At 68.6% G+C, this 25,791-nt stretch carries 28 protein-coding genes and 2 pseudogenes; 22 read left to right on the top strand and 8 right to left on the bottom strand.

Annotated features, from left to right (window positions below; genetic code table 11):
- The first annotated feature begins 157 nt into the window (after nt 1–157).
- Nucleotides 158–889: a hypothetical protein gene (locus ACFJI0_RS21050; RefSeq protein WP_382322195.1), complete on the top strand. Its 732-nt coding sequence runs from the start codon at nt 158–160 to the stop codon at nt 887–889.
- Here the strand turns inward: ACFJI0_RS21050 and ACFJI0_RS21045 are convergent.
- The 3 genes from ACFJI0_RS21045 to ACFJI0_RS21035 form a co-directional block, all read right to left on the bottom strand.
- Nucleotides 859–2,196, bottom strand: a complete 1,338-nt coding sequence (locus ACFJI0_RS21045; RefSeq protein ID WP_382322194.1) for a sulfatase — start codon at nt 2,194–2,196, stop codon at nt 859–861. The genes ACFJI0_RS21050 and ACFJI0_RS21045 overlap by 31 nt on opposite strands.
- A 7-nt stretch (nt 2,197–2,203) precedes the next feature.
- On the bottom strand, nt 2,204–3,169 hold the full coding sequence (locus ACFJI0_RS21040; protein WP_382322193.1) for a Bug family tripartite tricarboxylate transporter substrate binding protein: 966 nt from the start codon (nt 3,167–3,169) through the stop codon (nt 2,204–2,206).
- Nucleotides 3,170–3,331: 162 nt separating this feature from the next.
- Complete coding sequence (locus tag ACFJI0_RS21035) at nt 3,332–4,306, bottom strand: Bug family tripartite tricarboxylate transporter substrate binding protein (protein WP_382322192.1); 975 nt, start codon at nt 4,304–4,306, stop codon at nt 3,332–3,334.
- A gap of 95 nt (nt 4,307–4,401) precedes the next feature.
- Here ACFJI0_RS21035 and ACFJI0_RS21030 point away from each other — a divergent pair, with 95 nt between their 5' ends.
- The 3 genes and pseudogenes from ACFJI0_RS21030 to ACFJI0_RS21020 all read left to right on the top strand — a co-directional run bounded on the left by ACFJI0_RS21030 (nt 4,402) and on the right by ACFJI0_RS21020 (nt 7,141).
- Nucleotides 4,402–4,899 (top strand): MarR family winged helix-turn-helix transcriptional regulator, encoded by a 498-nt coding sequence (locus ACFJI0_RS21030; RefSeq protein ID WP_382322191.1) that lies wholly within the window; start codon nt 4,402–4,404, stop codon nt 4,897–4,899.
- A gap of 13 nt (nt 4,900–4,912) precedes the next feature.
- Nucleotides 4,913–6,444, top strand: a pseudogene (locus tag ACFJI0_RS21025) (BCCT family transporter).
- A gap of 13 nt (nt 6,445–6,457) precedes the next feature.
- A complete protein-coding gene (locus tag ACFJI0_RS21020; RefSeq protein WP_382322190.1) occupies nt 6,458–7,141 on the top strand; it encodes a MarC family protein in 684 nt (227 codons plus the stop codon).
- Here the strand turns inward: ACFJI0_RS21020 and ACFJI0_RS21015 are convergent.
- The 4 genes from ACFJI0_RS21015 to ACFJI0_RS21000 all read right to left on the bottom strand — a co-directional run bounded on the left by ACFJI0_RS21015 (nt 7,104) and on the right by ACFJI0_RS21000 (nt 9,553).
- Nucleotides 7,104–7,781 (bottom strand): glutathione S-transferase, encoded by a 678-nt coding sequence (locus tag ACFJI0_RS21015; RefSeq protein WP_382322189.1) that lies wholly within the window; start codon nt 7,779–7,781, stop codon nt 7,104–7,106. The two genes, ACFJI0_RS21020 and ACFJI0_RS21015, sit on opposite strands and share 38 nt — an antisense overlap.
- A 9-nt stretch (nt 7,782–7,790) precedes the next feature.
- Nucleotides 7,791–8,135 carry a GNAT family N-acetyltransferase gene (locus ACFJI0_RS21010; protein ID WP_382322188.1) on the bottom strand — a complete coding sequence of 115 codons (345 nt, stop codon included), beginning with the start codon at nt 8,133–8,135 and terminating at the stop codon, nt 7,791–7,793.
- Nucleotides 8,122–8,409, bottom strand: a complete 288-nt coding sequence (locus ACFJI0_RS21005) for a GNAT family N-acetyltransferase (RefSeq protein ID WP_382322187.1) — start codon at nt 8,407–8,409, stop codon at nt 8,122–8,124. Before ACFJI0_RS21005 ends, ACFJI0_RS21010 begins: the two co-directional genes overlap by 14 nt.
- Before the next feature lie 163 nt (nt 8,410–8,572).
- Nucleotides 8,573–9,553, bottom strand: coding sequence for a porin (locus ACFJI0_RS21000; protein ID WP_382153453.1), 981 nt, complete (start codon nt 9,551–9,553; stop codon nt 8,573–8,575).
- A 273-nt stretch (nt 9,554–9,826) separates the two neighbouring features.
- Between ACFJI0_RS21000 and ACFJI0_RS20995 the strand changes: the two genes are divergently transcribed.
- The 15 genes and pseudogenes from ACFJI0_RS20995 (at nt 9,827) to nadC (ending at nt 21,731) form a co-directional block, all read left to right on the top strand.
- Entirely contained in the window at nt 9,827–10,318 is a 492-nt protein-coding gene (locus ACFJI0_RS20995; RefSeq protein WP_382322186.1) for a Rieske 2Fe-2S domain-containing protein, read from the top strand.
- Nucleotides 10,213–11,115: an RHO alpha subunit C-terminal catalytic domain-containing protein gene (locus ACFJI0_RS20990; RefSeq protein WP_382322185.1), complete on the top strand. Its 903-nt coding sequence runs from the start codon at nt 10,213–10,215 to the stop codon at nt 11,113–11,115. Before ACFJI0_RS20995 ends, ACFJI0_RS20990 begins: the two co-directional genes overlap by 106 nt.
- Nucleotides 11,108–11,608, top strand: a complete 501-nt coding sequence (locus tag ACFJI0_RS20985; protein WP_382322184.1) for a class II aldolase/adducin family protein — start codon at nt 11,108–11,110, stop codon at nt 11,606–11,608. The genes ACFJI0_RS20990 and ACFJI0_RS20985 overlap by 8 nt, the downstream gene beginning before the upstream one ends.
- Nucleotides 11,572–11,841, top strand: coding sequence for a class II aldolase/adducin family protein (locus tag ACFJI0_RS20980; RefSeq protein ID WP_382322183.1), 270 nt, complete (start codon nt 11,572–11,574; stop codon nt 11,839–11,841). Before ACFJI0_RS20985 ends, ACFJI0_RS20980 begins: the two co-directional genes overlap by 37 nt.
- A gap of 73 nt (nt 11,842–11,914) precedes the next feature.
- Nucleotides 11,915–12,490 (top strand): annotated as a pseudogene (locus tag ACFJI0_RS20975) (ABC transporter substrate-binding protein); the annotation flags it as partial.
- Between the two features lie 103 nt (nt 12,491–12,593).
- Entirely contained in the window at nt 12,594–12,956 is a 363-nt protein-coding gene (locus ACFJI0_RS20970) for a substrate-binding domain-containing protein (RefSeq protein WP_382322182.1), read from the top strand.
- Nucleotides 12,957–12,964: 8 nt separating this feature from the next.
- Nucleotides 12,965–14,722, top strand: a complete 1,758-nt coding sequence (locus ACFJI0_RS20965; protein WP_382322181.1) for an ABC transporter permease — start codon at nt 12,965–12,967, stop codon at nt 14,720–14,722.
- Nucleotides 14,723–14,747: 25 nt separating this feature from the next.
- Complete coding sequence (locus ACFJI0_RS20960; RefSeq protein WP_382322180.1) at nt 14,748–15,845, top strand: ABC transporter ATP-binding protein; 1,098 nt, start codon at nt 14,748–14,750, stop codon at nt 15,843–15,845.
- 43 nt (nt 15,846–15,888) lie between these two features.
- Nucleotides 15,889–16,422 (top strand): MarR family winged helix-turn-helix transcriptional regulator, encoded by a 534-nt coding sequence (locus tag ACFJI0_RS20955; RefSeq protein WP_382153469.1) that lies wholly within the window; start codon nt 15,889–15,891, stop codon nt 16,420–16,422.
- Nucleotides 16,422–17,594, top strand: a complete 1,173-nt coding sequence (locus ACFJI0_RS20950) for a Gfo/Idh/MocA family protein (protein WP_382322179.1) — start codon at nt 16,422–16,424, stop codon at nt 17,592–17,594. The genes ACFJI0_RS20955 and ACFJI0_RS20950 overlap by 1 nt, the downstream gene beginning before the upstream one ends.
- Nucleotides 17,591–18,595, top strand: a complete 1,005-nt coding sequence (locus ACFJI0_RS20945) for a PDR/VanB family oxidoreductase (protein WP_382322178.1) — start codon at nt 17,591–17,593, stop codon at nt 18,593–18,595. Before ACFJI0_RS20950 ends, ACFJI0_RS20945 begins: the two co-directional genes overlap by 4 nt.
- Before the next feature lie 11 nt (nt 18,596–18,606).
- Nucleotides 18,607–19,596: an ABC transporter substrate-binding protein gene (locus ACFJI0_RS20940; protein WP_382322177.1), complete on the top strand. Its 990-nt coding sequence runs from the start codon at nt 18,607–18,609 to the stop codon at nt 19,594–19,596.
- Nucleotides 19,597–19,631: 35 nt separating this feature from the next.
- Nucleotides 19,632–20,384, top strand: a complete 753-nt coding sequence (locus ACFJI0_RS20935; RefSeq protein WP_382322176.1) for a sulfite exporter TauE/SafE family protein — start codon at nt 19,632–19,634, stop codon at nt 20,382–20,384.
- Nucleotides 20,385–20,410: 26 nt separating this feature from the next.
- Entirely contained in the window at nt 20,411–20,842 is a 432-nt protein-coding gene (locus ACFJI0_RS20930; RefSeq protein ID WP_382322175.1) for a hemerythrin domain-containing protein, read from the top strand.
- 43 nt (nt 20,843–20,885) lie between these two features.
- Nucleotides 20,886–21,731, top strand: a complete 846-nt coding sequence (gene nadC / locus ACFJI0_RS20925) for a carboxylating nicotinate-nucleotide diphosphorylase (protein ID WP_382322174.1) — start codon at nt 20,886–20,888, stop codon at nt 21,729–21,731.
- 28 nt (nt 21,732–21,759) lie between these two features.
- Here nadC and ACFJI0_RS20920 read toward each other — a convergent pair whose 3' ends face one another.
- Nucleotides 21,760–22,836: a patatin-like phospholipase family protein gene (locus ACFJI0_RS20920; protein ID WP_382322173.1), complete on the bottom strand. Its 1,077-nt coding sequence runs from the start codon at nt 22,834–22,836 to the stop codon at nt 21,760–21,762.
- A gap of 95 nt (nt 22,837–22,931) precedes the next feature.
- Between ACFJI0_RS20920 and ACFJI0_RS20915 the strand changes: the two genes are divergently transcribed.
- Genes ACFJI0_RS20915 through ACFJI0_RS20905 form a run of 3 tightly spaced genes read left to right on the top strand, consistent with a single transcriptional unit; the run spans nt 22,932 to nt 25,759 of the window.
- Nucleotides 22,932–24,419, top strand: coding sequence for a hypothetical protein (locus ACFJI0_RS20915; RefSeq protein ID WP_382322172.1), 1,488 nt, complete (start codon nt 22,932–22,934; stop codon nt 24,417–24,419).
- Nucleotides 24,314–25,264, top strand: a complete 951-nt coding sequence (locus tag ACFJI0_RS20910) for a helicase C-terminal domain-containing protein (protein WP_382322171.1) — start codon at nt 24,314–24,316, stop codon at nt 25,262–25,264. The genes ACFJI0_RS20915 and ACFJI0_RS20910 overlap by 106 nt, the downstream gene beginning before the upstream one ends.
- A gap of 24 nt (nt 25,265–25,288) precedes the next feature.
- Nucleotides 25,289–25,759, top strand: a complete 471-nt coding sequence (locus ACFJI0_RS20905; protein WP_382322170.1) for a CopD family protein — start codon at nt 25,289–25,291, stop codon at nt 25,757–25,759.
- The last annotated feature ends 32 nt before the right edge of the window (nt 25,760–25,791 follow it).

The raw sequence follows: 25,791 nt of genomic DNA, 5'->3' as shown, positions 1-25,791 counted from the left end.
AATCGACCGTGGCCTGCCGGCGGGGCCCAGGCGGTTCGTGCGCGCGATCGCTTGATTCGTTCCTGATTCCGCCCAGGCGGACCCACAGCGCCAACCGCGAGGCGAGAGTGGCTCATTCTGTGGGCGTTTCTGTCGCCCCGCACCAAGGATTCGCGCCATGTTGTCAAGCATCTTCCAGCTCTTTCACCATGCCCTCGCACATGCGGAGGCGGATGCCGATCCTGCCGGTGGATGGAAACAGCGCCTGGCGGGCCTGCCCGCGCAACAGGCCGAAGTCCTCGCCGCCAACGACCACCTCCGGGGTTTCCTGGCGGCGGTGATCCGGCACCACGAAGAAGGCCGCATGGCGGAGGGCGCGTGGCCCGAGATCGTCCAGTTCCTGACGGGCAGGCGGGCGGCGCTTCCCCCGTCGGTCGCGCACCTGGGGCCCCAGTGGCCCGGGGCGCGTGACAGCTCGGCGGTCCTGGCCGAACTCTGGCGCTCGGATCGAGGGGGCGCGGATGGGACCCCTGAAGACACCATCGTCCGGTTCCAGGCCGTGTTGGCGCACTTGAAAGAGCAGGCAAGGGGCGAATCGTGGCTGTCCCACGGCTTCAAGGTGGAGTTCCAGGGTCTGTGCCGCGACCCGGTCGTGGGCCCGCTGGACCGCATCGAGGTGGTGGACGTCGCCGAGCTGAAACTCGGCCCCATGGATGGCGAGCAGCTGCGGGGCTGCGTGCAGCGCATCGCCCGGCTCCAGCGCCTGCTGCCCGAGGAGGTGTATCCCTGCATTCACGACGTGCTGATCCGGATTGCCAATGAGGCGAGCTGGCAGCTGGACCTGTTCGGCCCGTCCGAAGAGCGCTTGCTGCCGGCGGCTCAACGCTGCGGCATGTCCTTGGCCGAATAACCCAGGCTCACCGTCGCATCCACCGGGATGGGCGGCACGCTGGCGTCCCAGGCCACCCACTGTTCGCGCATGCGCGCCAGCCGCTCGGGCTCGCGCGCGGCGAGGTTGGCGCGCTCGCGCTCGTCCTTGCCGATGTTGAACAGGTACTCGTGGCCATCCACCTGCAGGTATTTCCAGTCGCCCTCGCGCAGCGCGCGCTGGCCCCGGTGGTTCATGCGCCAGTAGAGCGGGCGCTCGAAGCGCTGCGCGGGGTCGCGCAGCACCTGGAGCAGGCTCACGCCATCCAGGGGCCAGTCCGGGTCGGCCTGGCCGCCGCCGGCTGCGAGCAGGGTGGCCGACCAGTCCATGGTCATGCAGTGCTGGGTGCTCACCGTGCCGGCCGGAATGGCAGCGGGCCAGTGCGCGATCCAGGGCACGCGGATGCCGCCTTCGGTGAGGTCCATCTTGCCGCCCACCAGCGGCCAGTTGTCCGAGAAGCGCTCGCCGCCGTTGTCGCTGGTGAAGACGATCAGGGTGTTCTCTTCCAGCCCTTCTTCGCGCAGCGCGGCCATGAGGCGGCCGATGCCTTCGTCCATGTGGTGGATCATGCGGCGGTAGGTCTGCACGTCGCCGCCGTGCAGGTGGAACAGGTTCTTCGCCACGTCCGAGGCCACGTGCGCGTCGTCGCGCGTCTCCCAGGGCCAGTGCGGCGCGGTGTAGTGCAGGCTGAGCAGGAAGGGCTTGCCGGCCTTGGCGTCGGCCGCGCGCTGGCGCACGTGGTCCACCGCGCGCTGCGACAGCACGTCGGTGAGGTACCCCACCTCGTGGTGCTCCTGCTCGTCGATGTAGAGGTCGTGTTCGCCGCTGGACGAGCAGTGGGTGAAGTAATCCACGCCGCCGGCCATGATGCCGAAAAACTCGTCGTAGCCCGAGCGGCGCGGGCCGAACGAGGGCGGGTAGCCCAGGTGCCATTTGCCGATGAGGGCGGTGTGGTAACCGGCCTTCTTCAGCAGCGACGGCAAGGTGGGCACCTCGGGCGGCAGGCCCAGCGTGGTGCTGCCCTTGCTGCGGCTGTTGATGGGCTCTTCCATCGCGCCGCGCAGCCGGTACTGGTAGCGCATGGTGATGAGCGCGAAGCGCGTGGGCGAGCACACCGGCGAGTTGGCGTAGCCCTGGGTGAATTTCACGCCGCCGGCGGCCAGGCGGTCGATGTGCGGCGAGACGGCGCCGAAGTCGGCCTCGCGCCCGCCGTAGCAGCCGAGGTCGGCGTAGCCGAGGTCGTCGCAGACGATGTAGATGAGGTTGGGGCGTTGCTGCGTTGAGGTCATGGTGTGCTCACTCCACCTTCATGCCGGTGGCTTTGACGATCGGGCCGTAGCGGTTGTACAGCGCGTCCAGGCGCTGGCTGGCCTGCGCGCCGGTCAGGCCTTCGAAGAACAGGTCCAGGTGGGTCATGCGGGCCTGCACGTCGGGCCGCTTGAGCGCGTCCACGATGCCCTTCTGCAGCGTCTGCGCCACCGCGTCGGGGGTGGCGGCGGGCACCATCACGATGTAGAGCACCTCCTGCTCCAGGCTCTTGAGGCCGGCTTCGGCCACCGTGGGCAGCTCGGGCGCCAGGCGGGAGCGCTGGCGGCTGGTGACGGCCAGCGCGGTGATCTTGCCGGTCTGCACGTGCGGCAGCATGCCGGGCGTGGCGAGCACGCCCCCGTCGACCTCGCCCGAGAGCACGGCGGTGACGGCCGGCGTGTTGCCGCGGTAGGGCACGTGGGTGATCTTCGCCCGCGTGGCTTCCTTGATGACCTCCACCGCGAGGTGGCCCGGGCTGCCGCTGCCGGCCGAACTGAAATTCAGCCCCTTGGTCTTGGCGATCTCGACCATGCCGGCCAGGTTCTTGATGCCGGTGGCCGGGTTCACGCCCACCAGCAGGCCGGAAGAGGCCATCACCACCAGGGGCTTGAGGTCGCCGCGCTTGAACGGCATGTTGCCGTAGAGGTGGGGGTTGACGGTGAAGGTGGTGTCGATGCCGAACAGCACGGTGTAACCGTCGGCCGGCGCGCGCGCCACGTCGGCGGCGCCGATGTTGCCGGCCACGCCGGCCTTGTTCTCCACCACGAAGGGCTGCTTGAGCGTCTCCTGCAGCACGGCGGCGACCGAGCGCGCGAGCAGGTCCGAGGGGCCGCCGGCGGGGAAGTTGTTGACGAAGCGCACCGGCTTGTTCGGGTAGCCGTCCTGGGCGGCAGCGAAGGGAACGGCGGTGGCCGCGAGCAGGGTGAGGGCGAGGCGGAAGGCGGTGATCTTCATGGAGACAGAAAAAAGGAAAAAAGAAACCTAGCCGTTTGAATCGAAACAATGCCCACCAGGGGCACCAAGGGTCCGGCTCCGCCGGCCCGAGATGCCGCCCCCCTCGAAGCGCCGAAGGCGCGCCACGGAGGGGGGAAGCCGCGCAGCGGCGCAGGGGGGTGTTCACGGCTGATACCCGGACTTCTGCACCACAGGGGCCCATTGAGCGCGGTAGGCCGCGAGCATGCGGCGCGTCTGCTCGGGCGTGCTGGCCACCGGGCCCAGGCGCGCGTCGTTGAAGCGGCGCACGGTCTCGGGGTCCTGCATGACCTCGCGGATCGCCTGGCCGAACTGCGCCGCGCGGGCCGCGGGCATGCTGGCGGGGGCGAAGAAGGTGTTCCAGCCGTCGGCGCCGAGGTCCAGCCCGGCTTCCTTGAAGGTGGGGATGGCGGGCGCGAAGGGCGAGCGCTTGGCGCTGGAGACGGCGAGGATGCGGATCTTGCCGGCCTCGTGCTGCGGCAGCAGGGTGTCGAAGGTGTCGAAGGCCACCGGCACCTGGCCGCCCATCAGGTCGGCCAGCAGCGGGCCGGAGCCCCGGTAGCCCACCACCTGGGCCTTCACGCCCGCCTTCTCGCCCACCATGAGGCCGAAGAAGTGCGGCAGGCTGCCAGTGGCCGGCACGCCGAAGTTGGCCTGCTCGGGGTTGGCGCGCAGCCAGGCCAGCAGGTGGTTGAGTTCGCGCACCGGCACACCCGCGCCCACCGCCACCGCGAACTCGTAGCTGCTGGCCTGCGACACCGGCTGGAAATCCTTGTCGGGGTCGTAGCCCGCGTCCTTGAACACCAGCGGCGCGACCAGCATCAGCGCCGGGTTGGCCAGCAGCAGCACGTTCTGGTGGGCCGGCGTGGCCTTGAGCTGCTGGGCCGCGATGCGCCCACCGCCGCCGGTGCGGTTCTCCACCACCACGGTCAGGCCCAGCTTGGGCCCGAGCTTGTCGGCCACCAGGCGCGCGACGCGGTCGGACGAACCACCCGGCGCGTAAGGCACCACCATGCGCAGGGGGCCTTCGAAGGCCTGGGCCTGGGCCTGGGCCGGCAGGGCGGTGGACGCGGCAAGCGCGGCGGTGAGGGACAACAGCAGCCGTCGGCGGGGGGGCATGGTGGGTCTCCAGAGGGGGAAATTTCCCGAGCAACCCAGCATCCTATGCAGCGACAATCAATTGCAGAAATCAATCATTGCGGGTGTTTTCCCTGATGAGCAACCGAATCACGGCGCCGCAGCGGCAGGCCGACCTGCTGCTGTACCGGCTCTACCGCATCCACATCACCGCCGGGCGGCTGGTGGTGCACATGTGCGAGAGCGAATTCGGCATCACGCGGCGCGAGTGGCGCATCCTGTCCTTCCTGGCCGAGCGCGAGGGCGCGCTCTCGTCCCAGCTGGCCGAACACGCCATGCTCGACCGCGCACGCACCTCGCGCACCCTGAGCACGCTGGTGACCAAGAAACTCGTGGTGCGCCAGCCTCGCCCGTCGGACCGGCGCGAGGTGCACGTTTTCCTGACCGACGAGGGCCGACGGCTGTATGGTGAGATCTACCCGCGCGTGGCGGCGATCAACCGCGAGCTGGTGGCCGACCTCGATGGCCCTCAGCTCGAACAGCTCGACGCCATGGTGGATGCCCTGCAGGCCCAGGCCGGCCGCATGGTGGCGGCCCGGCCCGAGACCCCGACACCGCAGGACGGTGGAGATTGAGGAGGACCCTTTCATGCAACTCATCGTTTCGGCCGGCGTGATCCTGGCCATCGTTCTGTGGGGCGTCATCGCCCCCCGATTCCCTGGACGTGCTGTTCCAGGGTGCGCTGGCGGTCATCACGCGCGACTTCGGCTGGCTCTACCTGTGGGTGGTGCTGGGCCTGGTGGTGTTCGCGCTGGTGCTGGCGTTCAGCCGCTATGGCGATCTCAAGCTCGGTGGCGAGGACGATGAGCCCGAGTTCTCCATCGGCAGCTGGTTCGCCATGCTGTTCGCGGCCGGCATGGGCATTGGCCTGGTGTTCTGGGGCGTGGCCGAGCCGATCTCGCACTACGGCACACCGCCGCCCGGCATCGCGGCGCGCACGCCGGAAGCCGCCAACGCGGCCATGCGCTACAGCTTCTTCCACTGGGGCCTGCACCCCTGGGCGGTCTACAGCATCGTCGCGCTGTCGATCGCCTTCTTCCAGTTCCGCAAGGGCGGCACCGCGCTGGTGAGCACGGCGGTGCAGGCGCTGCCCTGGGCGCCGCTGCAGCGGCTCGGGCCGGTGGTCAACGTGCTCGCGGTGATCGCCACCGCCTTCGGCGTGGCGGCTTCGCTCGGCATGGGCGCGCTGCAGATCAACAGCGGCCTGCACGCGCTGCTGGGCCTGCCGGTGGGCGAAGCCCAGCAGGTCGGCATCATCGTGGTGACCACCGTGTTGTTCCTGGCCTCGGCCGTCAGCGGCGTCACCAAGGGCATCAAGTGGCTCTCCAACATCAACCTGGTGCTTGCCGCCCTGCTGGCACTGGTGGTGTTCGTGGTCGGCCCCACGGTGGTCATCATCGACGCCTTCACTTCCACGCTGGGCAGCTACGTCAGCGAGCTGGTGCGCATGAGCCTGCGCATGACACCGTTTCGCGACAGCACCTGGGTGGGCGGCTGGACCATCTTCTACTGGGCCTGGTGGGTGAGCTGGTCGCCCTTCGTGGGCCTGTTCATCGCGCGCGTCTCGCGCGGCCGCACGATCCGCGAGTTCGTCCTGGGCACCATGCTCGCGCCCAGCCTGGCGGCCTTCGTCTGGTTCTCGGTGTTCGGCGGCACCGCGCTGCATCTCGAGATCATGCAGGGCGTGCCCGTGGCCGACGCGGTGCGCGCCGACGTCTCCACCGCGCTGTTCGCGATGTTCAAGGCGCTGCCCATGACCGCGCTGATGTCCGGCGTTGCGCACCGTGCTCGTGCTGCTGTTCTTCGTCACCTCGGGCGACTCGGCCACGCTGGTGCTGGGCATGATGAGCACCGGTGGAGAGGAGAACCCCGGCGCGCGCGTGAAGATCGCCTGGGGCCTGCTGATCTCGGGCATTGCCATCAGCCTGCTGCTGGCCGGCGGCCTCAAGGCCGTGCAGACCGCCACCATCGTGTTCGCCCTGCCTTTCACCGTGGTGATCGTGCTGATGGCCATCGCCCTGTGGCGCGGCGTGCGCGACGACTGGGACGAAGAGCAGCGGCGCGAGCGCGCGCTGCGCCGGCGCATGCGCGACCTGGTGGAGCCGCCGCGCGCGCCTTGAGACAATCGGGCGCATGACCCTCGAACTTCTGCTGGCGTTCGGGAAGAGCTTTCTCTTCGTGTTCGCCGCCATCCTGCCGATCCTGAACCCGGCGGCCACCGCGCCCATCTTCCTCGGCCTCACCGAAGGGGCCTCGCCGTCCACGCGCGCGCTGCTGGCGCGGCGCATCGCGCGCAACATGTTCGCGCTCATGATCGGCTCCATGCTGGTGGGCTCCTACGTGCTCGACTTCTTCGGCATCTCCCTGCCCATCGTGCGCGTGGGCGGCGGGCTCATCGTGGCGGCCTCGGCCTGGCGCCTGCTCAACGCCGGCCACGCCACCCAGGACAGCCGAGCCGAACTGGCCGAGGCGTTCACGCCCGAGCAGGCGCGCCGGCAGGCGTTCTACCCGCTCACCTTTCCCATCAGCTGCGGCCCGGGCTCCATCGCGGCGGCCATCACCGTGGGCGTGGCCCTGCACGACCAGCGCTTCGCGCTCTCGCTGGCCCGCATGGGCGGCGGTGTGCTGGCGCTGTTCGTCATCGGCGTGCTGCTCTACCTGGCGTTCCGTTATGCCGACCGCCTGCTCAAACCCCTGGGCGAAGCCGGCACGGTGATCTTCCTGCGGCTGTCGGCCTTCATCCTGCTCTGCCTCGGTGTGCAGATCGTGTGGGACGGTGTCAGCGAATTGCTGCGGGGCTTGCTGGTGGCGGCGTGAGCGCCGGCGGGGCGGGGAATCTCGTCACCTGACCACTGGGCAGCTTCGCCATGGCGGCGGTGAACAGCGGGTGCGACAACCACCCGGCCAGCCAGGCTTTCAGCGCGGACAGGGGCAAGCGGTCCTCGAACCAGGCCGGGTCCACCGCCGCGAACTGGCGCACGAAGGGAAAGATGGCGAGGTCCGTGGCGCAGGGGCGGTCGCCGCCCAGCTGGGCGCTCTGTTGCAGGCGGGCGTCCAGGGGTTGAAGCAGCGCGTCCACCGCCTGCGCGCGGTGCCGCGCCGGGTCGGCACCGTCGAAACGTTCGGGGTACTTGGTGCGGTCCAGGTGGTGCTTGAAGGCGCCGTCGCACAAGGACAGCAGCTCCAGATGGGCCGGGCTCTGCGCGCGCGCCCACCAGCCCGCCGGGTCGTGCGCCGAGAACGCCCAGCGCATGATGTCCAGGCTTTGCTCCAGCACCTCGCCGCCGGGCAGCACGAGCACGGGCACCGTGCCCTTGGGCGAGAGGGCCAGCATCTCGGCGGGTTTGTCGCGCAGCACGATCTCGTGCGCGTCGAACTCGATGCCCGCCACCAGCAGCGCCATGCGCGAGCGCATCGCGTACGGGCAGCGGCGGTAGCTGTACAGCAGCGGGGCCACCCCGGCCCCTCAGGCCCGCAGCACGTCGCGGATCGACGGGTCCTTGTCGAACTGCGCTTTCGCGAACGGGCACAGCGCGATCACCTTGGTGTTGTTCGAGCGCACCCAGGCCACCAGCGCGTCGAGCAGCTGGCGGCCCACGCCCTGGCCCTTGAGGCTTTCGTCCACCTCGGTGTGGTCGATGACGATCAGCGTGGGGTTGGTGCGGCTGTAGGTCATCTCGGCGATGCGTTGCGCGCCCTGTTCGACGTAGAAGGCGCCTTTGGAATCCTGTTCCTGGTGCTGGATGGTGTGTTGTGCCATGGGATGGGGGAGGGTGGTTGAGAAAAAGGAAACGGGCTCAGGCCAGCACATCGCGGATCGACGGGTCGCGGCTGAACTGGGCCTTCACGTACGAACAGACGGGCACGACCTTGTTGCCCGTCTCGCGGGCCCAGGCCACCATCGCGTCCTGCAGGTGCTGCGCCACGCCCTGGCCGCGCAGGCTGGGGTCTACATAGGTGTGGTCCACGACCACCAGCGCAGGGTTGGTGCGGCTGTAGGTCATCTCGCCGACGCGCTGGCCACTGCGCAGGACGTGGAAGGCGCCGCGCGAGCCGCTTTCTTCGTGTTCGATGGCATGTTCCATGGCGGTTCTCCGGTGAAGGTTGCAGGCGTCAGGCTACCACCCGTGCCAATCACCTGTCTGTCGGCGGACACTGACAGGCGCACCGCCGTCTCGGAGTGGGTCGAAAAAAAGCCTGCCAACCCGTGAGGGCTGGCAGGCTTGAAGCCTTGGAGTGGGGGCGCGCTCAGAAATCGTGGCGGATGCCCACGGCGTACAGGCGGTAGTCGCGGGTGGTCACGCCCGCGGCGTTCTCGGTTTCGCCGTCCAGGTAGCCGCCGTACACGCGCGTGCGCTTGGACAGGGCGTAGGTCGCGGCCAGGGCGAAGGCCGCGCCCTTGCCGCTGGTGGCGCCGGCGGCGTTCTTGGCCTTGCTGCGCGAGTAGCCGGCGGTCAGCTCCAGGTTGCCCAGCGGCACGCTCACGCCCAGCGCCATCTCGTTGTCCTTGCGGTTGTCGCCGGCCTTGACGTTCTGGTACTGCGCGGAGAGGCGCGCCGGACCGAAGTTGTAGGTGGCGCCGACGGTGGTGTGCTGGCGGTCGTTGACCAACAGCGGCTGGTCTTCGTCCTGGTGGGCGACGCCCAGGTCGAGGTTGCCGGCGCGGTAGCGCGCGCCGATGGCAGTCACCTTGGGTGTGCCGGCCACGTCCTCATCGAGCGCGTAGGTCAGGCCGGCGCTGAAGCCGCCGAAGCTGGGCGAGTCGTAGCGGATCTGGTTGTTCGGGCGGGCGACGTAGGCGGCCAGGCCGGCGCGGTAGGCCTCGACGGCGGAGTTGAACTGCGAGTCGGCCGAGATGTTGTAGGTGTTGCCCAGGTCGAAGATGTCCTTGTAGATGCTGTCGGCCTTGCCCATGCGGACCGAGCCGAAGCCGCCGCTCAGGCCGACCCAGGACTGGCGCGAGAAACCGGCCGCGCCGGTGCCGTCGTCGGCGTTGAATGCCGTCTCGAGCTGGAAGAGGGCCTTGAGTCCGCCGCCCAGGTCTTCGCTGCCGCGCATGCCCCAGCGGCTGTTGGTGAGGTTGCCGCTGTAGAGCTGCGTGGTGCTCACGCCGTTGAGCTTCGTCGCCCCCAGCGAGGCATCGATGCGGCCATAGAGGGTGACGTTCGTTTGCGCCATGGCGCTGCCGGTACAGGCCAGGACGGCCAGAGCCATCAAGCTCTTTTTCATGAGGGATATCTCCTTGTGGTTCGGTCGGAGCCCGTCAGGGCCCCCGCCTTCCACACCGTGCGGAAGGCGGGCGGATTGTAGGCAGAAGAACAAAATTTTCTATCTAAGTAAAAATACCCGGTGTATTTAAAATCATCAGGGTAAACCCCTAAAAAAATGCCCAAAAATGGCGTTGATTCAAGGGATGTGGCGCCTTTACACTGGCGATCGACAAATGATAGATAGCTAAGTATTTTCTTAAATCTGACCAAACCCCTCGATAGGAGATGAGCGATGGAAACGGCTGAAGGCAACCAGTTCTTGACCCAGGTGGGCAAAGGCACACCCATGGGCGAGCTGATGCGGCGGTACTGGCACCCGATTTGCGCGGTGGCCGACATGGACGGCAAGTGGACGAGGCCGGTGCGGCTGCTGGGCGAACGCCTGGTGCTGTTCCGCAACCGCCAGGGCGAACTGGGCCTGATCGCGGAGCGCTGCCCCCACCGGCGCGCGTCGTTCCTGCACGGCATCCCCACGGCCGAGGGCATCCGTTGCCCGTACCACGGCTGGCAGTTCGACGTGGCTGGCAAGTGCATCGAGCAGCCGAACGAGGTCGACAACTGCGCGTTCCGCGACAAGGTGCCATCGATGCCTATCCGGTGCAGGAGCTGGGTGGCCTCGTGTTCGCCTACCTGGGCCCCCAGCCCGCGCCGCTGCTGCCGCGTTTCGACGGTTTCGTCGCCGGCGGCACGATCCGCATGCTGGGTCGCGCGGAGTTGCCGGTGAACTGGCTTCAGGTGATGGAGAACTCGCTCGATCCGATCCACACCGAGTGGCTGCACGGGCACCACTACGAGTTCCTCAAGGAGCAGGAAGGCATCAAGGTCGCGATCAGCGCCCACCATGTGAAGATCGATTTCCGCGAGTTCGAGTTCGGCATCACGAAGCACCGCCTGCTGGAGGGACATTCGGAGGATGGCGACGACTGGCGCATTGGCGATCCGGTCGTGTTCCCGAACATGCTGGCCGTGGGCAATGGCGACGAGAAGTCGCGCTACTTCTCGTTCCAGATCCGGGTGCCGATGGACGATGAGAACACCTTGCACCTCTGGTACAACGCCTACGTGCCGCCCGAGGGTGTCTCGGTGCCGCAGCGCCTGCTGGACAAGGTGCACACCTACGACGTGCCTTTCAAGGACGACAAAGGCGAGTTCATCGTGGACAACGTGGACGGCCAGGACATGATGGCCTGGATCACCCAGGGCGCGATCGCCGACCGCACCCTGGAGAACCTGGGCGCGTCGGACAAGGGCATCGCCACCTACCGCCGCGTGCTGCGGCGCGAGATCAAGAAGATGCAGCAGGGCCAGGACCCGATCGGCATCGTTCGCGATGCCGCGCGCAACGCCTGCATCGACCTGCCGAACGAGAAGAAGAAGCACCACAACAGCGACGGTTTCGCCAGCTTCATGCTGCGCACCCACGCCAAGTACTCGCCCATCGCACAGGACCTGGTCAACGTGTTCGAGAACCCCAGGCTTCGGGAAGCGACCGAAGCCGCACTGGAAGCGCAGCATGGCTAACCCGGCGCAGACCCGAGGCGGCCTGAGCGCGGAAGACGCCCGGCAGGTGCTCATCGACTCGGGGCTCATCCTCGAGGCCGCGGGCCAGGGCGACCTCACGCGCGGCCACGTGTCGGTGCGCGTGCCCGGCGACCCGACCCACTTCTACATGAAGCCGCACAGCTTCGGCTTCGACGAGATCACCCACGAAAACATCGTCATCTGCAACCTGGATGGCGAGAAGATCGGGGGCGGCGGGCGAAAGCACAGCGAGGTGTACATCCACTCCGAAATCTACAAGGCGCGGCCCGATGTCATGAGCGTGATCCACACGCACCCCACGCACGCCGTGGCCTTTTCGGCCACGGGGCGGACCATGCGGCCGATCAGCCAGCCCAGCGTGGCGTTCCTCGATGGCCTGCCGGTGTACACCGACACCATCGAGCTGATCCGCACGCACGCAATGGGGGGCCGGCGTTGCGCAAAGCCCTGGGTCCCCACAAGGCCGTGCTGATGAGGAATCATGGTGTGGCGGTGGTGGGCGCCAGCGTCGAGGAGTCGACCATCCTGGCGATCCTGCTGGAGAACGCCTGCGAGATCCAGCTGCTGGCCGACGCGGCCGGTGCCGCCGGGGCCGAGTTCGACCGGGCGTGCATCGAGCGCCTGCACGACACCATCACCAAGACGGAGCAATACACGATCAACTTTGAATACCTGCGACGGCGCGCTATCCGCCAGAAGAGCTGAGAGGCGAGCCATCCAGCCGTTGCGAGCCGCGCCGGGAACACCGCCTGGACCCCATGATGAAGGAGACACAGCAATGAAGAAGATTCTGAAGAAAGTGGTGGCGAGCGCCCTCGTGGTGCTCGGTGCCCAGGGTGCCCTGGCCCAGGGCAGCGTGAGTGAACTGGCCCTGTACCAGGGCCCCGACCGGCAGGCGCGCCTGGTGGAGGCGGCCAAGAAGGAGAACGGGATCACGGTGTACCACTCGTATCCCGCGCTCACCAACGTGATGGCGGCCTTCACCAAGAAGTACGGCATCAAGACCCGCGCCTGGCGCGCAGGCTCGGAGGCCATTCTCCAGCGCGTGATCACGGAGTCGCGCGGCAACCGCTTCGAGGTGGACATCGTCCAGAACAACGCGCCCGAGAACGAGGCGGCCCACCGCGAGAAGCTGCTGCAGGCCGTGCGCTCCCCCTTCACGGCGGAGCTGATCCCTCAGGCCACACCGGCGCACGGCGAGTGGGTCGGCGTCACCCTGGACGTCTGGACCGCGGCCTACAACACCAGCCGCATCACGGAAGCCGAGCTGCCCAAGAGCTACGAGGACCTGCAGGACCCGAAATGGAAAGGGCGCCTGGGCATCGAGGCGAACAACCACGGCTGGTTCGGCACCCTGCTGCTGGAGATGGGCGAGGAGCGCGGGCGCGAGATCTTCAAGAACATCGTGCGCCACCAACGGCATCTCCGCCCGCAAGGGGCATTCCCTGTTGACCACCATGGTCGCCTCCGGCGAGGTGCCGCTGGCCCTGACGGTCTACAACTGGAACCCCGAGCAGCTCAAGGCCAAGGGCGCGCCCATCAAGGGTTTCACGCTCAAGCCCGTGATCGCCCAGCCCAGCACCGTGGCCCTGCTGAAGAAGGCGCCGAACCCGGCCTCGGCCATCCTGTTCTACGACTTCATCGTCAGCGAGGAGGGGCAGCGCATCTTGCAGGAGTTCAGCTATGTGACCACGCACAAGAAGCTGCCCCACCCCCTGCGCGACGACGCCCTGCGCTACATCGATCCGGCCAAGGCCATCGACATGCAGAACGCCTGGCTGACCACCTTTGACGAGATGATCGTCAAGAAAGCCAAGTGATCACCGACATGAGCACTTCGCTGAACGCCGCCGGTGCCCGCCCGGCCAGGGTGCCGCCCTGGCGCAGGCTGGGCGGGGCGCTGAACATGCAGTGGCTGGTGATCGGGGCCTGCCTGCTGGCGGTGGCGTACCTGGCCCTGATGCCGCTGGGCTTCCTGATCTGGCAGAGCTTCTTCACGCCCGACACCGCGGGCGAGGCCTCGCGCTTCACGCTGGAGAACTACGCCCGGGCCTACGGCTCGACCGACACCCTGCACCTCATGGGCAACTCGCTGGTGTTCGCCAGCGGCACGGCGGTGTTCGCCTTTGGCGTGGGCGGCATGCTGGCCTGGATGAACGAGCGCACCAACACGCCTTTCAAGAAGCTGTTCTTCGCGCTCTCGATCATCCCGTTGATCATTCCCGGCATCATGTTCACGATCTCCTGGATCCTGCTGGGCAGCCCGAAGATCGGCCTGATCAACCTGCTGCTGCAGAGCTGGTTCGCCACCGACCACGTGTTCGTCAACGTGTACTCGATCTGGGGAATGATCTGGGTCGAGGGCCTGCACTACTCGCCCATGGCCTTCCTGATGATGACGGCGGCGTTCCGCTCGATGGACCCCTCGCTGGAGGAGTCGGCCCTGATGAGCGGCGCCAGCATCGGCCAGATCTTCTGGCGCGTGACGCTCAAGCTGACCTGGCCGGCGATCTTCGCCTCGATGCTGATCCTGTTCGTGCGCGCCATCGAGGCTTTCGAGGTGCCCGCGCTGCTGGGCATTCCGGTGGGCACGCCGGTGCTGACCTCCGCCATCTACCAGGCGGTGCACCAGTATCCGAGCCAGGTGGGCCTGGCGTCCTCGTACGGCACCACGCTGCTGCTCATCACCACGGCGGGCATCTACCTGCAGTCCCGGCTCACCGGCAAGGGCAGCAAGTACGCCACCGTCACGGGCAAGGGGTTCCGCCCGCGCGTGGTCGACCTGGGCGCCTGGCGCTATGTCACGGCCGCGGTGTTCATCCTGTACTTCGCGCTGATCGTGCTGCTGCCCTTCCTGGTGCTGCTGTGGTCGTCGCTGCAGAGCTACTACGCCGTGCCCTCCATGGAAGCGGCGCGCAACATGAGCCTGGACGCCTATCGTTTCCTCTGGGACCACCCGACCATCGCCAACTCGGTGTGGAACAGCCTGCTGCTGGCCTTCGGCAGCGCCACCATCGTGATGCTGATGACCTCGGTGGTGTGCTGGATCGTGATCAAGACCAAACTGCCCGGCCGCTGGCTGCTGGACAACGTGGCCTCCCTGCCGCTGGTCTTCCCGGGCCTGGTGCTGGGCCTGGCGGTGATGGTCTTCTACCTGAATTTCAACATCGGCGTCTACGGCACGCTGTGGATCATGCTGATCGTCTACGTGACGCGGTTCATGCCCTACGGCATGCGCTACAACAGCACGTCGATGCTGCAGATCCACAAGGAGCTGGAGGAATCGGCCCAGATGAGCGGAGCGGGCTGGGGCACGATGTTCTACCGCATCCTCCTGCCCCTGCTCAAGCCGGGCCTGCTGGCCGGCTGGATCTACGTCTTCATCGTTTCGATCCGCGAGCTCTCGGCCTCCATCCTGCTGTACAGCCCGGGCAACGAGGTCATCGCCATCGTGATCTGGGAGCTGTGGGAGAACGGGCAGTTCGTGGAGCTGTCCGCGCTGGGCGTGGTGTTCATCCTGGCCCTGCTGATGCTGGTGATCCTGGCCCAGTACGTGGGACGCCGCTTCGGGGTGAAGGAAATCTGATGAACAAGCAACTGGAGACAAGCACATGCTGCGCGTAAGCAACCTCAACACGCAATACAAGGACAGCCACGGGCGCATCGTCAAGGCGGCGCAGGACATCTCCATCGAGGTGCCCCGGGGCAAACTGTTCACCCTGCTCGGGCCCAGCGGCTGCGGCAAGACCACGACCATGCGCTCGGTGGCCGGCCTGGAGAAACCCGTGTCGGGCAAGATCACGGTGAATGGCCAGCCGGTCTACTGCTCGAGCACCGGCGTCTTCATCGCGCCCAACAAGCGCAACTTCGGCATGGTGTTCCAGTCCTACGCGATCTGGCCGCACATGAACGTGTTCCAGAACGCGGCGTTCCCGCTCGAGGTGGGCTCTAAGAAATTCAGCCGCCGCGAGATCGAGGACAAGGTCATGCGCGTGCTGACGGTGGTGGGCCTGGAGAACTTCGCGGACCGCGAGGCGACCATGCTCTCCGGCGGCCAGCAGCAGCGCCTGGCGCTGGCGCGCGCGCTGGCCATGGAGCCCGAGTTGTTGCTGCTCGACGAGCCGCTGTCCAACCTGGACGCCAAGCTGCGCGAGCGCATGCGCTTCGAACTCAAGCGCCTGCAGCGCGAACTCGGCCTGACCACCATCTACGTCACCCACGACCAGAGCGAGGCGCTGGCGCTGTCGCACGAGATCGCGGTGATGAGCGAAGGCCGCATCCGCCAGATCGGCTCGCCGCGCGACATCTACGAGCGCCCGGCCAACCGCTTCGTGGCCGACTTCGTGGGCCTGACCAACTTCATCGAAGGGGACGTGCGGGCCTGGGTGGGCGAGAACCTGTGCGACGTCAAGACCGGCATCGGCGTGCTGCGGGTCACCGCCTACGAAAAGCTGCCCGTGGGCGCGCGGGTGCTGCTCTCGGTGCGGCCCGAGGACGTGGAGCTCAGCGAACTGGCGCCGGTGGGCGAGAACGTGCTGGCCGCGACGGTCGACGCCAAGGTGTTCCTGGGCGAGTTCATCGACTTTCAGGTCAAACTCGGCGACCGTTCCCTGATGGCGCGCGCGCACCCCTCGCTCAAGACCATGGTGGGTGAGCCCCTGTATGTCAGGATCAACCCCGAAAAATGCATCTGCATCAGCCCGGACTGACGCTTCCATCCACCCCGACCCCGCCTCAAGCCAACCGATCGCCATGTCTCAAGCAGAAAACAACAGGGAAAAAGAAGCCATTGCCGCCGACTGGCGCGGGGTGCTCAACGACGAGCGCCTGGCCCACCTGGTCAAGACCGCGTTCCGCTGCACCTCCAGCAGCCTCTCGCGCCGGCTGAAGCAGCACGATGTGCTCTACGGCCACTGGACCCTGCTGCGCATCCTGTGGCGCGGCGACGGCCTGACGCAGCGCCAGCTCAGCGAGCAGGCCGGCGTGACCGAGCCCTCGACCATCACGGCCCTCAAGGGCATGGAGGCGCAGGGCTATGTCTTCCGCCAGAAGGTGCCGGGCAACAAGAAGAACAACCGCGTCTTCCTCACGCCCAAGGGCGTGGCATTGCGCTCGGCCATCGTCATCTGCGCGGAGGAGGTCAACGCCATCGCCTCGCAGGGCGTGCCGGCCGAGGACCTGGCCACGACGCGGCGCACCCTGCTGGCCATCATCGACAACCTGAGTCGGGACGCCGCCCGGCAGGTGGACGGTGACGACGACCTGGGCCTCGACGGAGAACCGTGATGTCCCTTCCCCTTCGCATCGGCATGCTCGGAATGGGCAATGCCGGGTTGGCCTTCGTCCCTGCGATCGCCCGACACCCCGAATTCGAGCTGGCGGCCTTCGTCGAACCGCACGAAAACGCCCGTCTGGCGGCACAGGCGAAGTACGGTGTGCCGGGCCACGCGACGCTGGCGCAGCTGCTGGCCGAAGGCCCGCGCCTGGACGCGGTCTGCATCGCCTCGCCGACCGAATACCACACGGCCCAGGCGCTGCAGGCCATGGAGGCGGGCCTGCACGTGCTGGTCGAGAAGCCCATGGCCATCGCGCTGGACGACGCGCGGTCCATGGTGCGGGCGGCGCGCGAGCGCGGCGTGGTCCTGCTGGTGGGTCATTCCCACAGCTACGACCTGCCCATCCGCAAGATGCGCGAAGTGATCGCCTCGGGCCGCCTGGGAGGCGTGCGCATGGCCCACAACTGGTGCTTCACCGACTGGATCTACCGCCCGCGCCGCCCTGACGAGCTGGATGCCCGGCAAGGGGGTGGCGTGACGCTGCGCCAGGGTTCGCACCAGTTCGACATCCTGCGGCTGCTGTGCGGCGGCGAGGTTCGCCGCGTGCGCGCCCGCGCCTTCGACCTGGACCGCGGGCGGCGCGCCATCGGCGCGCACTGCGTCTACCTCGATTTCGAGAACGGCGCGGTGGCGACCGCCGTGTACAACGGCTACGGTGGTTTCCAGACCACCGAGATCCTCGGCGGGCTGTCGGAATGGGGCTTCCCCGCCCCCGAGCAGGGCTGGAGCGTGCAGCGCCGCGGCGCCGGCGGCGCGCGCGACGCCGCCGCCGAACTCCAGGCCAAGCAGGCGCGCGCCGGCCAGGTGATTCCGGATCAGGCGCCCTTCCACCCCTTCTTCGGCATCACGTTGGTCAGCTGCGAGGGCGGCGACATCCGGCAGTCGCCACAAGGGCTTCAGGTGTACGACCGCGACGGCGTGGAGGAACTCCGCTTCCCCACCGACCGCAGCCCGCGCGAGCTCGTGCTCGACGAATGGGGCGATGCGATCCGCGGCCGCGCGGCCGCCGTGCACGACGGCCTGTGGGGCATGGCCAACCTGGAAGTGTGTCTGGCGGCCCTCGAGTCCTCCGAGCAGAACGCCGACGTGGCCCTGAACGAACAGAGAGCGGTTCCCGTATGAGCAATGAAGACCTGGCCGTCGCCACGGCCCCGACCCCGTCCACCGTGGACAACGGCTGGATGAGCCTGCAGGTGGTGGGCAAACAGTGCATCGCGAGCGATGTGCACGAGTTCGAACTGGCGCGGGCCGGTGGCGGTGCCTTGCCACCCGCCGAACCCGGCGCCCACATCACGCTGCTCACCCCCAACGGCCTCACGCGGCGCTACTCCGTCTGCAACCGCCCGGGCGAGACGGCGCTCTACCGCATCGCGGTCAAGCGCGAGGCGCAGGGCCTGGGGGGCTCGCGCAGCCTGGTGGACCAGGTGCAGCGGGGGGACCCGGTCTCGGTGTCGCCGCCCGCCAACTACTTCCCGCTGGGCATGGAGGCGCCCTCGTACTGGCTGATCGCCGGCGGCATCGGCATCACGCCCATCCTGTCCATGGCGCGCGCCCTGCGGCAGCGCGGCAGGGCCTTCAAGGTGCTGTACCTCACGCAGATGCCCGAGTCGGCGGCCTACCGCGACGAACTGCTGGCCCCCGATCTGGCGCCGCACGCCACCGTGCACCACAACCACGCCGACCCGGCGCAGCGCTTCGACCTCGCGGCCGCGATGCAGGCCTGCGCGGCCGACGCCCACATCTATTGCTGCGGCCCCCGGCGCCTGATGGACGCGGTGAAGGAACTGGCGCGCGGCCGCCCGAGTGGCACGGTGCATTTCGAGGACTTCGGCACCAGCGAGGTCTCCGATGCGCACACCGACATCCCGTTCAAGGTCCGGCTCTGCAAGACCGGCCAGATGTTCGACGTGCCCTGCGGCAAGACCATCCTGGATGTGCTGCGCGAAGCCAGGGTGCTGGTGCCCAGCTCGTGCGAGAGCGGCACCTGCGGCTCGTGCCGCACCCGGCTCGTGGCCGGTGTGGCCGATCACCGCGACTACGTGCTCGACGAAGACCAGCACGACAGCGAAATCATGATCTGCGTCTCCCGCGCCAAGAGCTCCGTGATCGAAATCGACCTTTGAGAAACCCCACCATGTCCCAACTGCAAATCTCCGTCGCCATGGGCGACTACGACCGCAACCGCGCCCTGTTCGACGGCCGCGTCCAGATCGATGGCTGCGACCCGGTCTACATGCTGCTCAGCCCGGAGGAAATGTTCTTCCGCGCCATGCGCAACCGCGACTTCGACGTCACCGAGCTGTCCTTCTCCAGCTACCTCGTCAAGCACTCGGCCGGTGACAGCCCCTACGTGGCCATCCCGGTCTTTCTCTCGCGCGCGTTCCGGCACACCTCGATCTACGTGCGCAAGGACCGCATCCGGCGCCCCGAGGACTTGAAGGGCTGCCGCATCGGCATCCCCGAGTACCAGCTCACCGCCATCGTCTGGGCCCGCTCGATCCTGCAGGATGATTTCGGCATCCGGCCGGAGGACGTGAAGTGGGTGCGCGGCGGCATCGACACGCCGGGGCGTCCCGAGAAGATCAAGCTGAACCTGCCGCCCGGCGTCGACGTGACGAGCGCGCCGGAAGGCCGCACCATCTCCGACCTGCTCGACCAGGGCGAGATCGATGCCTTCATCGCGCCGCGCCCGCCGAGCGGTCCCGCCCTGAGCAACCCGCAGGTGGGCTGGCTGTTCGACGACCCCACGGCGGCCGCGAAGGACTACTACGCCCGCAAGGGCATCTTCCCCATCATGCACGTGGTCGGTGTGCGCAAGGAGCTGGTGCAGCGGCACCCCTGGTTGCCCGCCGCGCTGTTCAAGGCCTTCAGCGAATCCAAGGCGCGCGCGCTGGAGCTGCTGGCCGACACCTCGGCCACCAAGGTCACGCTGCCGTTCGTGGAGGAGCAGCTCAAGGCCGCGCGCGAACTGCTGGGCAACGATTTCTGGTCCTACGGCGTGGCGCCCAACACCCGGACCCTCGAGGCCTTCCTGCACCACCACCATGCGCAAGGCCTGTCGGCCCGCAAGGTCGAGCTCGCCGAGCTGTTCCACCCGTCGACCTATGAGAGCTACAGCATCTGAGGCCGGCCGCGCCGCCGCCTGCCATGGTCCATCGAATGAGTGAATTCCAGCCCGCCGCCTGGTTGGTGTTCCTGCTGGCGGGGGCGGTCATCGTCCTGGCGGCGGGCATCGTCAAGGGCGCGATGGGCGTGGGCATGGGCATGCTGGCCGTGCCCATGCTGTCCCTCTTCGTGCCGCCGGCCCAGGCCATCGGCCTGATGGTGGTGCCGGTGCTGTGGTCCAACGTGGTCCAGACCATCGAGCGCGGTTCGCCGATCTACAGCGTGAAGCGCTTTCGCTGGTTGATCATGTCGCAGCTGTTGTCCGTCGTGCTCACCGTGCGCCTGACCTCCAGCCTCTCGGCCGACCAGATGAACGTGATGTTCGCCTGCGCGATCCTGGTCTCCGTGCTGCTGATGGCGACCCGGCCCAACGTGCGGATCGCGCCGCGCCACGAGACCGCGGCCAGCGTGCTGGCCGGCATCACGGCCGGTGTGATGGGCGGGGTGTCGTCCCTCACCAGCCCGGTGCTCATCACCTACCTGATGGCGCTGAACCTCAAGCGCGAGGAGTTCATCGGCAGCATCAGCGTCATCTACCTCTTCGGTTCGGTGTTCATGTACTCGGCCATGATCTGGTACGGCCGCTTCGGCGCCTTCGAGCTGCTGGTGTCCTGCGCCACCGTGCTGCCCATGCTGCTCGGGCTCGCGCTGGGCAAGAAGATCCGCTACCGGCTCAGCGAGACGCGCTTTCGCGCGCTGCTGCTGGCCTTTCTGACGGTGCTGGCGACGGTGCTGCTGTTCAAGTGAACCAGGACGCCCTCCCGCCCACGCCCGTGTCCGAACAGGGCCCCCTGGCCTGGAGCGACGAGCTCCTGCTCGGTTACCCACCCATGGACCACCGGCACGAGGAGTTCGTGGCCTGCCTGGGCGACCTGCAGCGCGCGCCCGACGAGATCCTGCTGGTGGCGCTGGACGCCATGATCGATCACCTGGCCGCGCACTTCGGCGAGGAGGACCGCTGGATGGGAGAGAGCGGGTTTCCGCCCCGCCAGTGCCATGTGGACGAGCACGCGGCCGTGCTCCGTTCGGCCGCCGAGGTGCGCGCTCTGCTGCTGCAGGGCGAGATGGCGCCCTGCCGGCGCCTGGCCGATGCGCTGGAAGACTGGTTCCCCGGCCATGCCACCCACCTCGATTCCGCCCTGGCGCACTGGATGTGCAAGGCCCAGCTGGGCGGCAAGCCGGTGGTCCTGCGGCGACGTTCCTAGCCCCTTTTTCTCTCTCTCTCTCTCTCTCCCTTCTCTGCCGACGATGATGGACCTCGACATTCCCCCCACCCAGATCGACGCCGACGTGCAACGCGCCCTGACCGAGGACGTGGGCGCGGGCGATCTCTCCGCCGGCATCGTGCCCGGCGACCGGCGTGCGCGCGCTGTCGTGATCTGCCGGCAGGCCGCTGTGATCTGCGGCGAACCCTGGGTGCGGGCCACGCTGCGCCAGCTGGCCCCGTCTGCCACGGTGACCTGGCGGGTGCCCGACGGCGGGCGTTGCGAACCCGGGCAGGCGATCTTCGAGGTCGAGGGTGGCGCGCGCGAGCTGCTCACCGCCGAACGCACCTGTCTGAACTTCCTGCAGTTCCTCAGCGGCATCGCGACCCGGACGGCGGTCTTCGTCGATCGGGTGCAGGGCACGGCCGCCCGCGTGCTCGACACCCGCAAGACCATTCCCGGCCTGCGCCAGGCCCAAAAATACGCCGTGCGCTGCGGCGGCGGGCACAACCACCGCATGGGGCTCTTCGATGCGGTGCTGATCAAGGAAAACCACATCCACGCGGCCGGCAGCCTCCCGGCCGCGTTCCGCGCCGCCCAGGCGCTGGCGCCTCAGGCCAGCTTCATCCAGGTCGAGGTGGAAACCCTGGCGCAGCTGGAAGAGGCGCTGGCCATCGGCGTGACCATGGTGCTGCTGGACAACATGCCGCTGGCGTCGGTCCGCCGCGCGGTGGCGATGGCCGGCGGCCGGTGCAGCCTGGAGGTCTCGGGCGGTGTGAACCTGGAGAACATCCGCGCCTATGCCGAGACCGGGGTGGACCGCATCTCGGTGGGCGCGCTGGTCAAGGACGTCACCGCCGCCGACTTTTCCATGCGCTTCGCGGCCTGAGTCCGACCCCCTTGGCGGGGCGCGCGGCTCAGACGTCCTTGAGCACCGGCCCCAGGTCCAGCGTGCTGCGTTGCCCCAGGTCCTTGCGGTGCGCATGCAGCCAGCGGTCCGCCGCTTCGCGCCCCATGGCGTGCAGGTTGGAGAGGAAGGCCCATTGCGTGTTGGTCTTGCTGCCCGCGCCCAGCGCCGCGAGCGAGTCGCCGCCCTCGATCAGGTGCACGCGCAGCCGCTGCACGCGCTGGAACAGCGCGGGGCTGCCGGGTGAGCGCTGCTCGCCGATGACCTGCTTGAGCAGCGCCAGTGTGCGCAGCTCTTTCACCAGGCTGGCGTTGAAGGTCACTTCGTTGATGCGGTCGAGGATGTCGCGCGCGCTGGTGGGCACGCTCTCGCGCTGCGTGGGGTTGATCTGCACCAGCAGCAGGTCGTCGGCGCGGGTCTCGTTGACCAGCGGCAGCAGCGTGGGGTTGCCCGCGTAGCCGCCGTCCCAGTAGGCCTCGCCCTCGATCTCCACCGCCTGGAACAGCAGCGGCAGGCAGGCCGAGGCCAGCACCATGTCGGCCGTGAGTTCCTGCTGGCCGAACACGCGCAGCGCGCCGGTGCGCACCTGCGTGGCGGCAATGAAGAGCTGCGTCTTGTGGCAGCGGCGCGCGCGGTCGAAGTCGATGGTTTCGACCAGGATGTCGCGCAGCGGGTTCAGGTTGAGCGGGTTGAGCTGGTAGGGCGAGAGCGTGTGGCCGAAGGCATCGGCCGCCTGCTGCAGCGGCTCGGTCCAGGGCTTGAGCCAGGGCGCGAGCCAGTCGGTGGCCGGGCCCATGAGCACGCCGATCGGGCTGGTCTGCAGCCGGTGGAAAGGCGAGAGCTCGGCCACGCGCGTCCAGAACTGGCGCAGCACGCGCTGCGCGCCTTCGCGCCCGCCGTCCATGAGGCCCGAGGCCAGCGCCACCGCGTTCATGGCCCCCGCGCTAGTGCCGCTGACGGCGGCGATCTCCAGCGTGTCGTCTTCCAGCAGGCGGTCGAGCACGCCCCAGGTGAAGGCGCCGTGCGAGCCGCCGCCCTGCAGAGCGAGGTCGATCGGGTGTTTGCCGGGGCGGGGGGGCTGGGCCATGGATCACATTGTCAGGGGGGAGGGTGGTGCATTGCACCATGGCCGGGTGACATCGGGCCCGGTCTGGGACAATCGGCGTTTGTTTTCGCGTTCGCATGTCCACCCCCACCCTTGAGCCCTCTTCCGCCGACACCGGCGCATCCGCCGCGCCGGTAGCCGGCCCGCTGGCGCGCGAGGCGATCGCGCTGGCCGCGTTCGACCACGTGGTGGCGCACGCGCCGGGTTACCGCGCGCGGCCGGGCCAGCGCGAGATGGCGGCCCACATCGCGCACACGCTCTCGGGTGTGACCCTGGGCGACGGCGCGGTGGCGAGCGACGCGGCGCTGCCCGCGCGCGGCATCGCGGTGGTGCAGGCGGGCACCGGCGTGGGCAAATCGGCGGCCTACGCGTCCACGGTGATTCCGCTCGCGCTGGCGCAGCAGAAGCGCGTGATCATCAGCACCGCCACGGTGGCGCTGCAGGAACAGCTGATCGCCAAGGACCTGCCCGCGCTGGCCGCCACGCTGCCGCAGCCCTTCAGTTTCGCGCTGGCCAAGGGGCGCGGGCGCTATGTGTGCCGCCTCAAACTGGACCAGCTCAGCGGGGGCGACGCGGCGAGCGCCGACCTGTTCGAAAGCGACGATGGGGGTGGCGACCCCAGCGCGGCCGGCATGGCGGCGCAGGCCGTGGCCTCGGCCGCCGCCGCGGCGCGCTGGCAGGAGCGCGGCGTGCAGTACACCGCCTGGGCCAACGCGCTGGACGGCGGCAGCTGGGACGGCGACCGCGACCGGCTGGACGACCCGCCCGACGGCAGCCTGTGGGCGCCCGTGGCCGCCGAGCGCCACACCTGCACCGCGCGCCACTGCCCCAGCTACAACAGCTGCAGTTACTACCAGGCGCGCGCCAAACTGGCGCAGGCGCAGGTGATCGTCGTCAACCACGACCTGCTGCTCTCCACCCTGGGCCTGCACGCGTTGCCCGCGCCGCAGGACTGCTACCTCGTGTTCGACGAGGCCCACCACCTGGGCTCGGTGGCGCAGGGGCAGTTCACCGCTTCCATGGACCTGATGCGTTGCGCACTGGCTGGACAAGCTGCCGCGCGCGGTGGACGAGGTGCGCACCGCGATCGACCACAAGCCCACCATCGATGTGGCCGCGTTCACCAAGGAACTCAAGAGCGCCCAGACCGAGCTGGCGCGGCTCGCGATGCAGCGCATCGGCTCGCTGCCGGCCTGGCTGGACCTCACCGGCCGGTCCGCCGGCCGCTCGCCCGCGCGCGCCGGTGGCGGTTCTTTCAACGACGCCGGCGCGCCGGTGGTGGACCGTTTCGACGGCGGCGTGCTGCCGGCGGAGTGGCTGGAGGTGGTGGGCAAGCTGCACGCCAACGCCAGCAGCCTGCTGAAGGTGTTCGAGGCGCTGGCGCACCCAGCTCAAGGCCAATGCGCGCGAGAACCCGGGCGACGCGGCGCGCTGCGCCAAGCTCTACAGCCGCCTGGGCGTGCTCGCGCCGCGCCTGCAGAGCGCGCAGGAAACCGCCAGCTACTGGCAGCAGGCGGCGGGCGACGGGCAGCCGCCCCTGGCCAAGTGGCTGGAGGCCGGTGTGAGCCACGGCCTGGTCACGCTGACCGCGCACGCCTGCCCATTGCAGCCCGGCAGCCTGCTGCGCAACCACCTGTGGAACCAGGTGCGCGCGGCGGTGGTCACCTCGGCCTCGCTCACCACCTGCGGCAGCTTCGATCACTTCCTGCACGAGTCCGGCCTGGCCTGGGACGGCGCGGTGGCCGCGCGCGAGGTGCAGAGCCCGTTCGACCACGCGCGCCAGGGCCGCCTGGTGGTGGTGCAGACCACCGCCGACCCCAAGGACGTGGACAGCTACACGCGCGAGATGCTGGCCCTGCTGATGGCCGACCTGCGCGAGGTCGAGCGCGGCGCGCTGGTGCTGTTCACCTCGCGCGCGCAGATGCGCCAGGCGCAGGGCCTGCTCGAGCGCGGCGAACACGGCGCGCTGCGCGACCGCGTGCTGGTGCAGGGCGAGGCCTCGCGCACCGTGCTGCTGCGCCGCCACGCCGAGCGCGTGGCCGAGGGCAAGCCCTCGGTGCTGTTCGGCCTGCAGTCCTTCGGCGAGGGGCTGGACCTGCCCGGCGAGTTGTGCGAATGGGTGTTCATCACCAAGCTGCCCTTCGCCTCGCCGAGCGACCCTGTGGGCCAGGCGCGCGCCGACTGGCTCAAGAGCCAGGGCCGCGACCCGTTCAGCGAACTCGTGGTGCCCGCCACCGGCGCGCGCCTGCTGCAATGGACCGGGCGCGCGCTGCGCACCGAGGCCGACGAGGCGGTGGTCGTTTGTTACGATGCCCGCTTGCTGCGCCAGTCCTACGGACGGCGCATGCTCAAGGGCCTGCCGCCCTACCGGCTGCAGCGCCGCGTGGACGGCGTGCTGACCGAAGCCTGACCTTCCTCACAGAAAGCCCCGCGCATGATCTTCTCCGCCCTCAAACTCATCCACGTGCTGGCCGTCATCCTGTGGGTGGGCGGCATGGCCTTCGCGCACTTCTTTCTGCGCCCCTCGGTGCAGGCGCTGGAGCCGCCGGTGCGCCTGCGCCTGCTGCAGGCCGTGATGAAGCGCTTCTTCTCGGTGGTGCTGTGGGCCTCGCTGGTGGTGCTGGCCACGGGCCTGTGGATGATCGGCCGCACGGCCAAGGAAACGGTGCAGGCCGGCCTGGCCTTCAACATGCCGCTGGACTGGACCATCATGGCCACGCTGGGCATCGTGATGATCCTGATCTTCGGCCACATCCGCTTCGCGCTGTTCAGGCGCCTCACGCGCGCCGTGGCCGCCAGCGACTGGCCCGCGGCCGGCGCGGCCATGGCGTCCATCCGCAGCTGGGTGTTCGTCAACCTGTGCATCGGCGTCGTGATCGTCTGCGTGACGCTGCTGATGGGCTGAACGCCTCCGCCGCGCCGTCATGAGCGTGCCTT

Origin of the sequence: Hydrogenophaga sp. UC242_53 (assembly GCF_042696965.1) — a bacterium.
Classification (GTDB): Bacteria; Pseudomonadota; Gammaproteobacteria; order Burkholderiales; family Burkholderiaceae_C; genus Hydrogenophaga.
Note: the sequence above shows the minus strand (reverse complement) of the source record. Positions and strands in the feature narration are given on the sequence as shown.

What these genes read in the sequence shown, in the direction of transcription:
- ACFJI0_RS21050 (WP_382322195.1), top strand. Translation starts at nt 158, where the DNA reads ATGTTGTCAAGCATCTTCCAGCTCTTTCACCATGCCCTCGCACATGCG.
- ACFJI0_RS21045 (WP_382322194.1), bottom strand. Translation starts at nt 2,196, where the DNA reads ATGACCTCAACGCAGCAACGCCCCAACCTCATCTACATCGTCTGCGAC.
- ACFJI0_RS21040 (WP_382322193.1), bottom strand. Translation starts at nt 3,169, where the DNA reads ATGAAGATCACCGCCTTCCGCCTCGCCCTCACCCTGCTCGCGGCCACC.
- ACFJI0_RS21035 (WP_382322192.1), bottom strand. Translation starts at nt 4,306, where the DNA reads ATGCCCCCCCGCCGACGGCTGCTGTTGTCCCTCACCGCCGCGCTTGCC.
- ACFJI0_RS21030 (WP_382322191.1), top strand. Translation starts at nt 4,402, where the DNA reads ATGAGCAACCGAATCACGGCGCCGCAGCGGCAGGCCGACCTGCTGCTG.
- ACFJI0_RS21020 (WP_382322190.1), top strand. Translation starts at nt 6,458, where the DNA reads ATGACCCTCGAACTTCTGCTGGCGTTCGGGAAGAGCTTTCTCTTCGTG.
- ACFJI0_RS21010 (WP_382322188.1), bottom strand. Translation starts at nt 8,135, where the DNA reads ATGTGCTGGCCTGAGCCCGTTTCCTTTTTCTCAACCACCCTCCCCCAT.
- ACFJI0_RS21005 (WP_382322187.1), bottom strand. Translation starts at nt 8,409, where the DNA reads ATGGAACATGCCATCGAACACGAAGAAAGCGGCTCGCGCGGCGCCTTC.
- ACFJI0_RS21000 (WP_382153453.1), bottom strand. Translation starts at nt 9,553, where the DNA reads ATGAAAAAGAGCTTGATGGCTCTGGCCGTCCTGGCCTGTACCGGCAGC.
- ACFJI0_RS20995 (WP_382322186.1), top strand. Translation starts at nt 9,827, where the DNA reads ATGGAAACGGCTGAAGGCAACCAGTTCTTGACCCAGGTGGGCAAAGGC.
- ACFJI0_RS20985 (WP_382322184.1), top strand. Translation starts at nt 11,108, where the DNA reads ATGGCTAACCCGGCGCAGACCCGAGGCGGCCTGAGCGCGGAAGACGCC.
- ACFJI0_RS20970 (WP_382322182.1), top strand. Translation starts at nt 12,594, where the DNA reads ATGGTCGCCTCCGGCGAGGTGCCGCTGGCCCTGACGGTCTACAACTGG.
- ACFJI0_RS20965 (WP_382322181.1), top strand. Translation starts at nt 12,965, where the DNA reads ATGAGCACTTCGCTGAACGCCGCCGGTGCCCGCCCGGCCAGGGTGCCG.
- ACFJI0_RS20960 (WP_382322180.1), top strand. Translation starts at nt 14,748, where the DNA reads ATGCTGCGCGTAAGCAACCTCAACACGCAATACAAGGACAGCCACGGG.
- ACFJI0_RS20955 (WP_382153469.1), top strand. Translation starts at nt 15,889, where the DNA reads ATGTCTCAAGCAGAAAACAACAGGGAAAAAGAAGCCATTGCCGCCGAC.
- ACFJI0_RS20950 (WP_382322179.1), top strand. Translation starts at nt 16,422, where the DNA reads ATGTCCCTTCCCCTTCGCATCGGCATGCTCGGAATGGGCAATGCCGGG.
- ACFJI0_RS20945 (WP_382322178.1), top strand. Translation starts at nt 17,591, where the DNA reads ATGAGCAATGAAGACCTGGCCGTCGCCACGGCCCCGACCCCGTCCACC.
- ACFJI0_RS20940 (WP_382322177.1), top strand. Translation starts at nt 18,607, where the DNA reads ATGTCCCAACTGCAAATCTCCGTCGCCATGGGCGACTACGACCGCAAC.
- ACFJI0_RS20935 (WP_382322176.1), top strand. Translation starts at nt 19,632, where the DNA reads ATGAGTGAATTCCAGCCCGCCGCCTGGTTGGTGTTCCTGCTGGCGGGG.
- nadC (WP_382322174.1), top strand. Translation starts at nt 20,886, where the DNA reads ATGATGGACCTCGACATTCCCCCCACCCAGATCGACGCCGACGTGCAA.
- ACFJI0_RS20920 (WP_382322173.1), bottom strand. Translation starts at nt 22,836, where the DNA reads ATGGCCCAGCCCCCCCGCCCCGGCAAACACCCGATCGACCTCGCTCTG.
- ACFJI0_RS20915 (WP_382322172.1), top strand. Translation starts at nt 22,932, where the DNA reads ATGTCCACCCCCACCCTTGAGCCCTCTTCCGCCGACACCGGCGCATCC.
- ACFJI0_RS20905 (WP_382322170.1), top strand. Translation starts at nt 25,289, where the DNA reads ATGATCTTCTCCGCCCTCAAACTCATCCACGTGCTGGCCGTCATCCTG.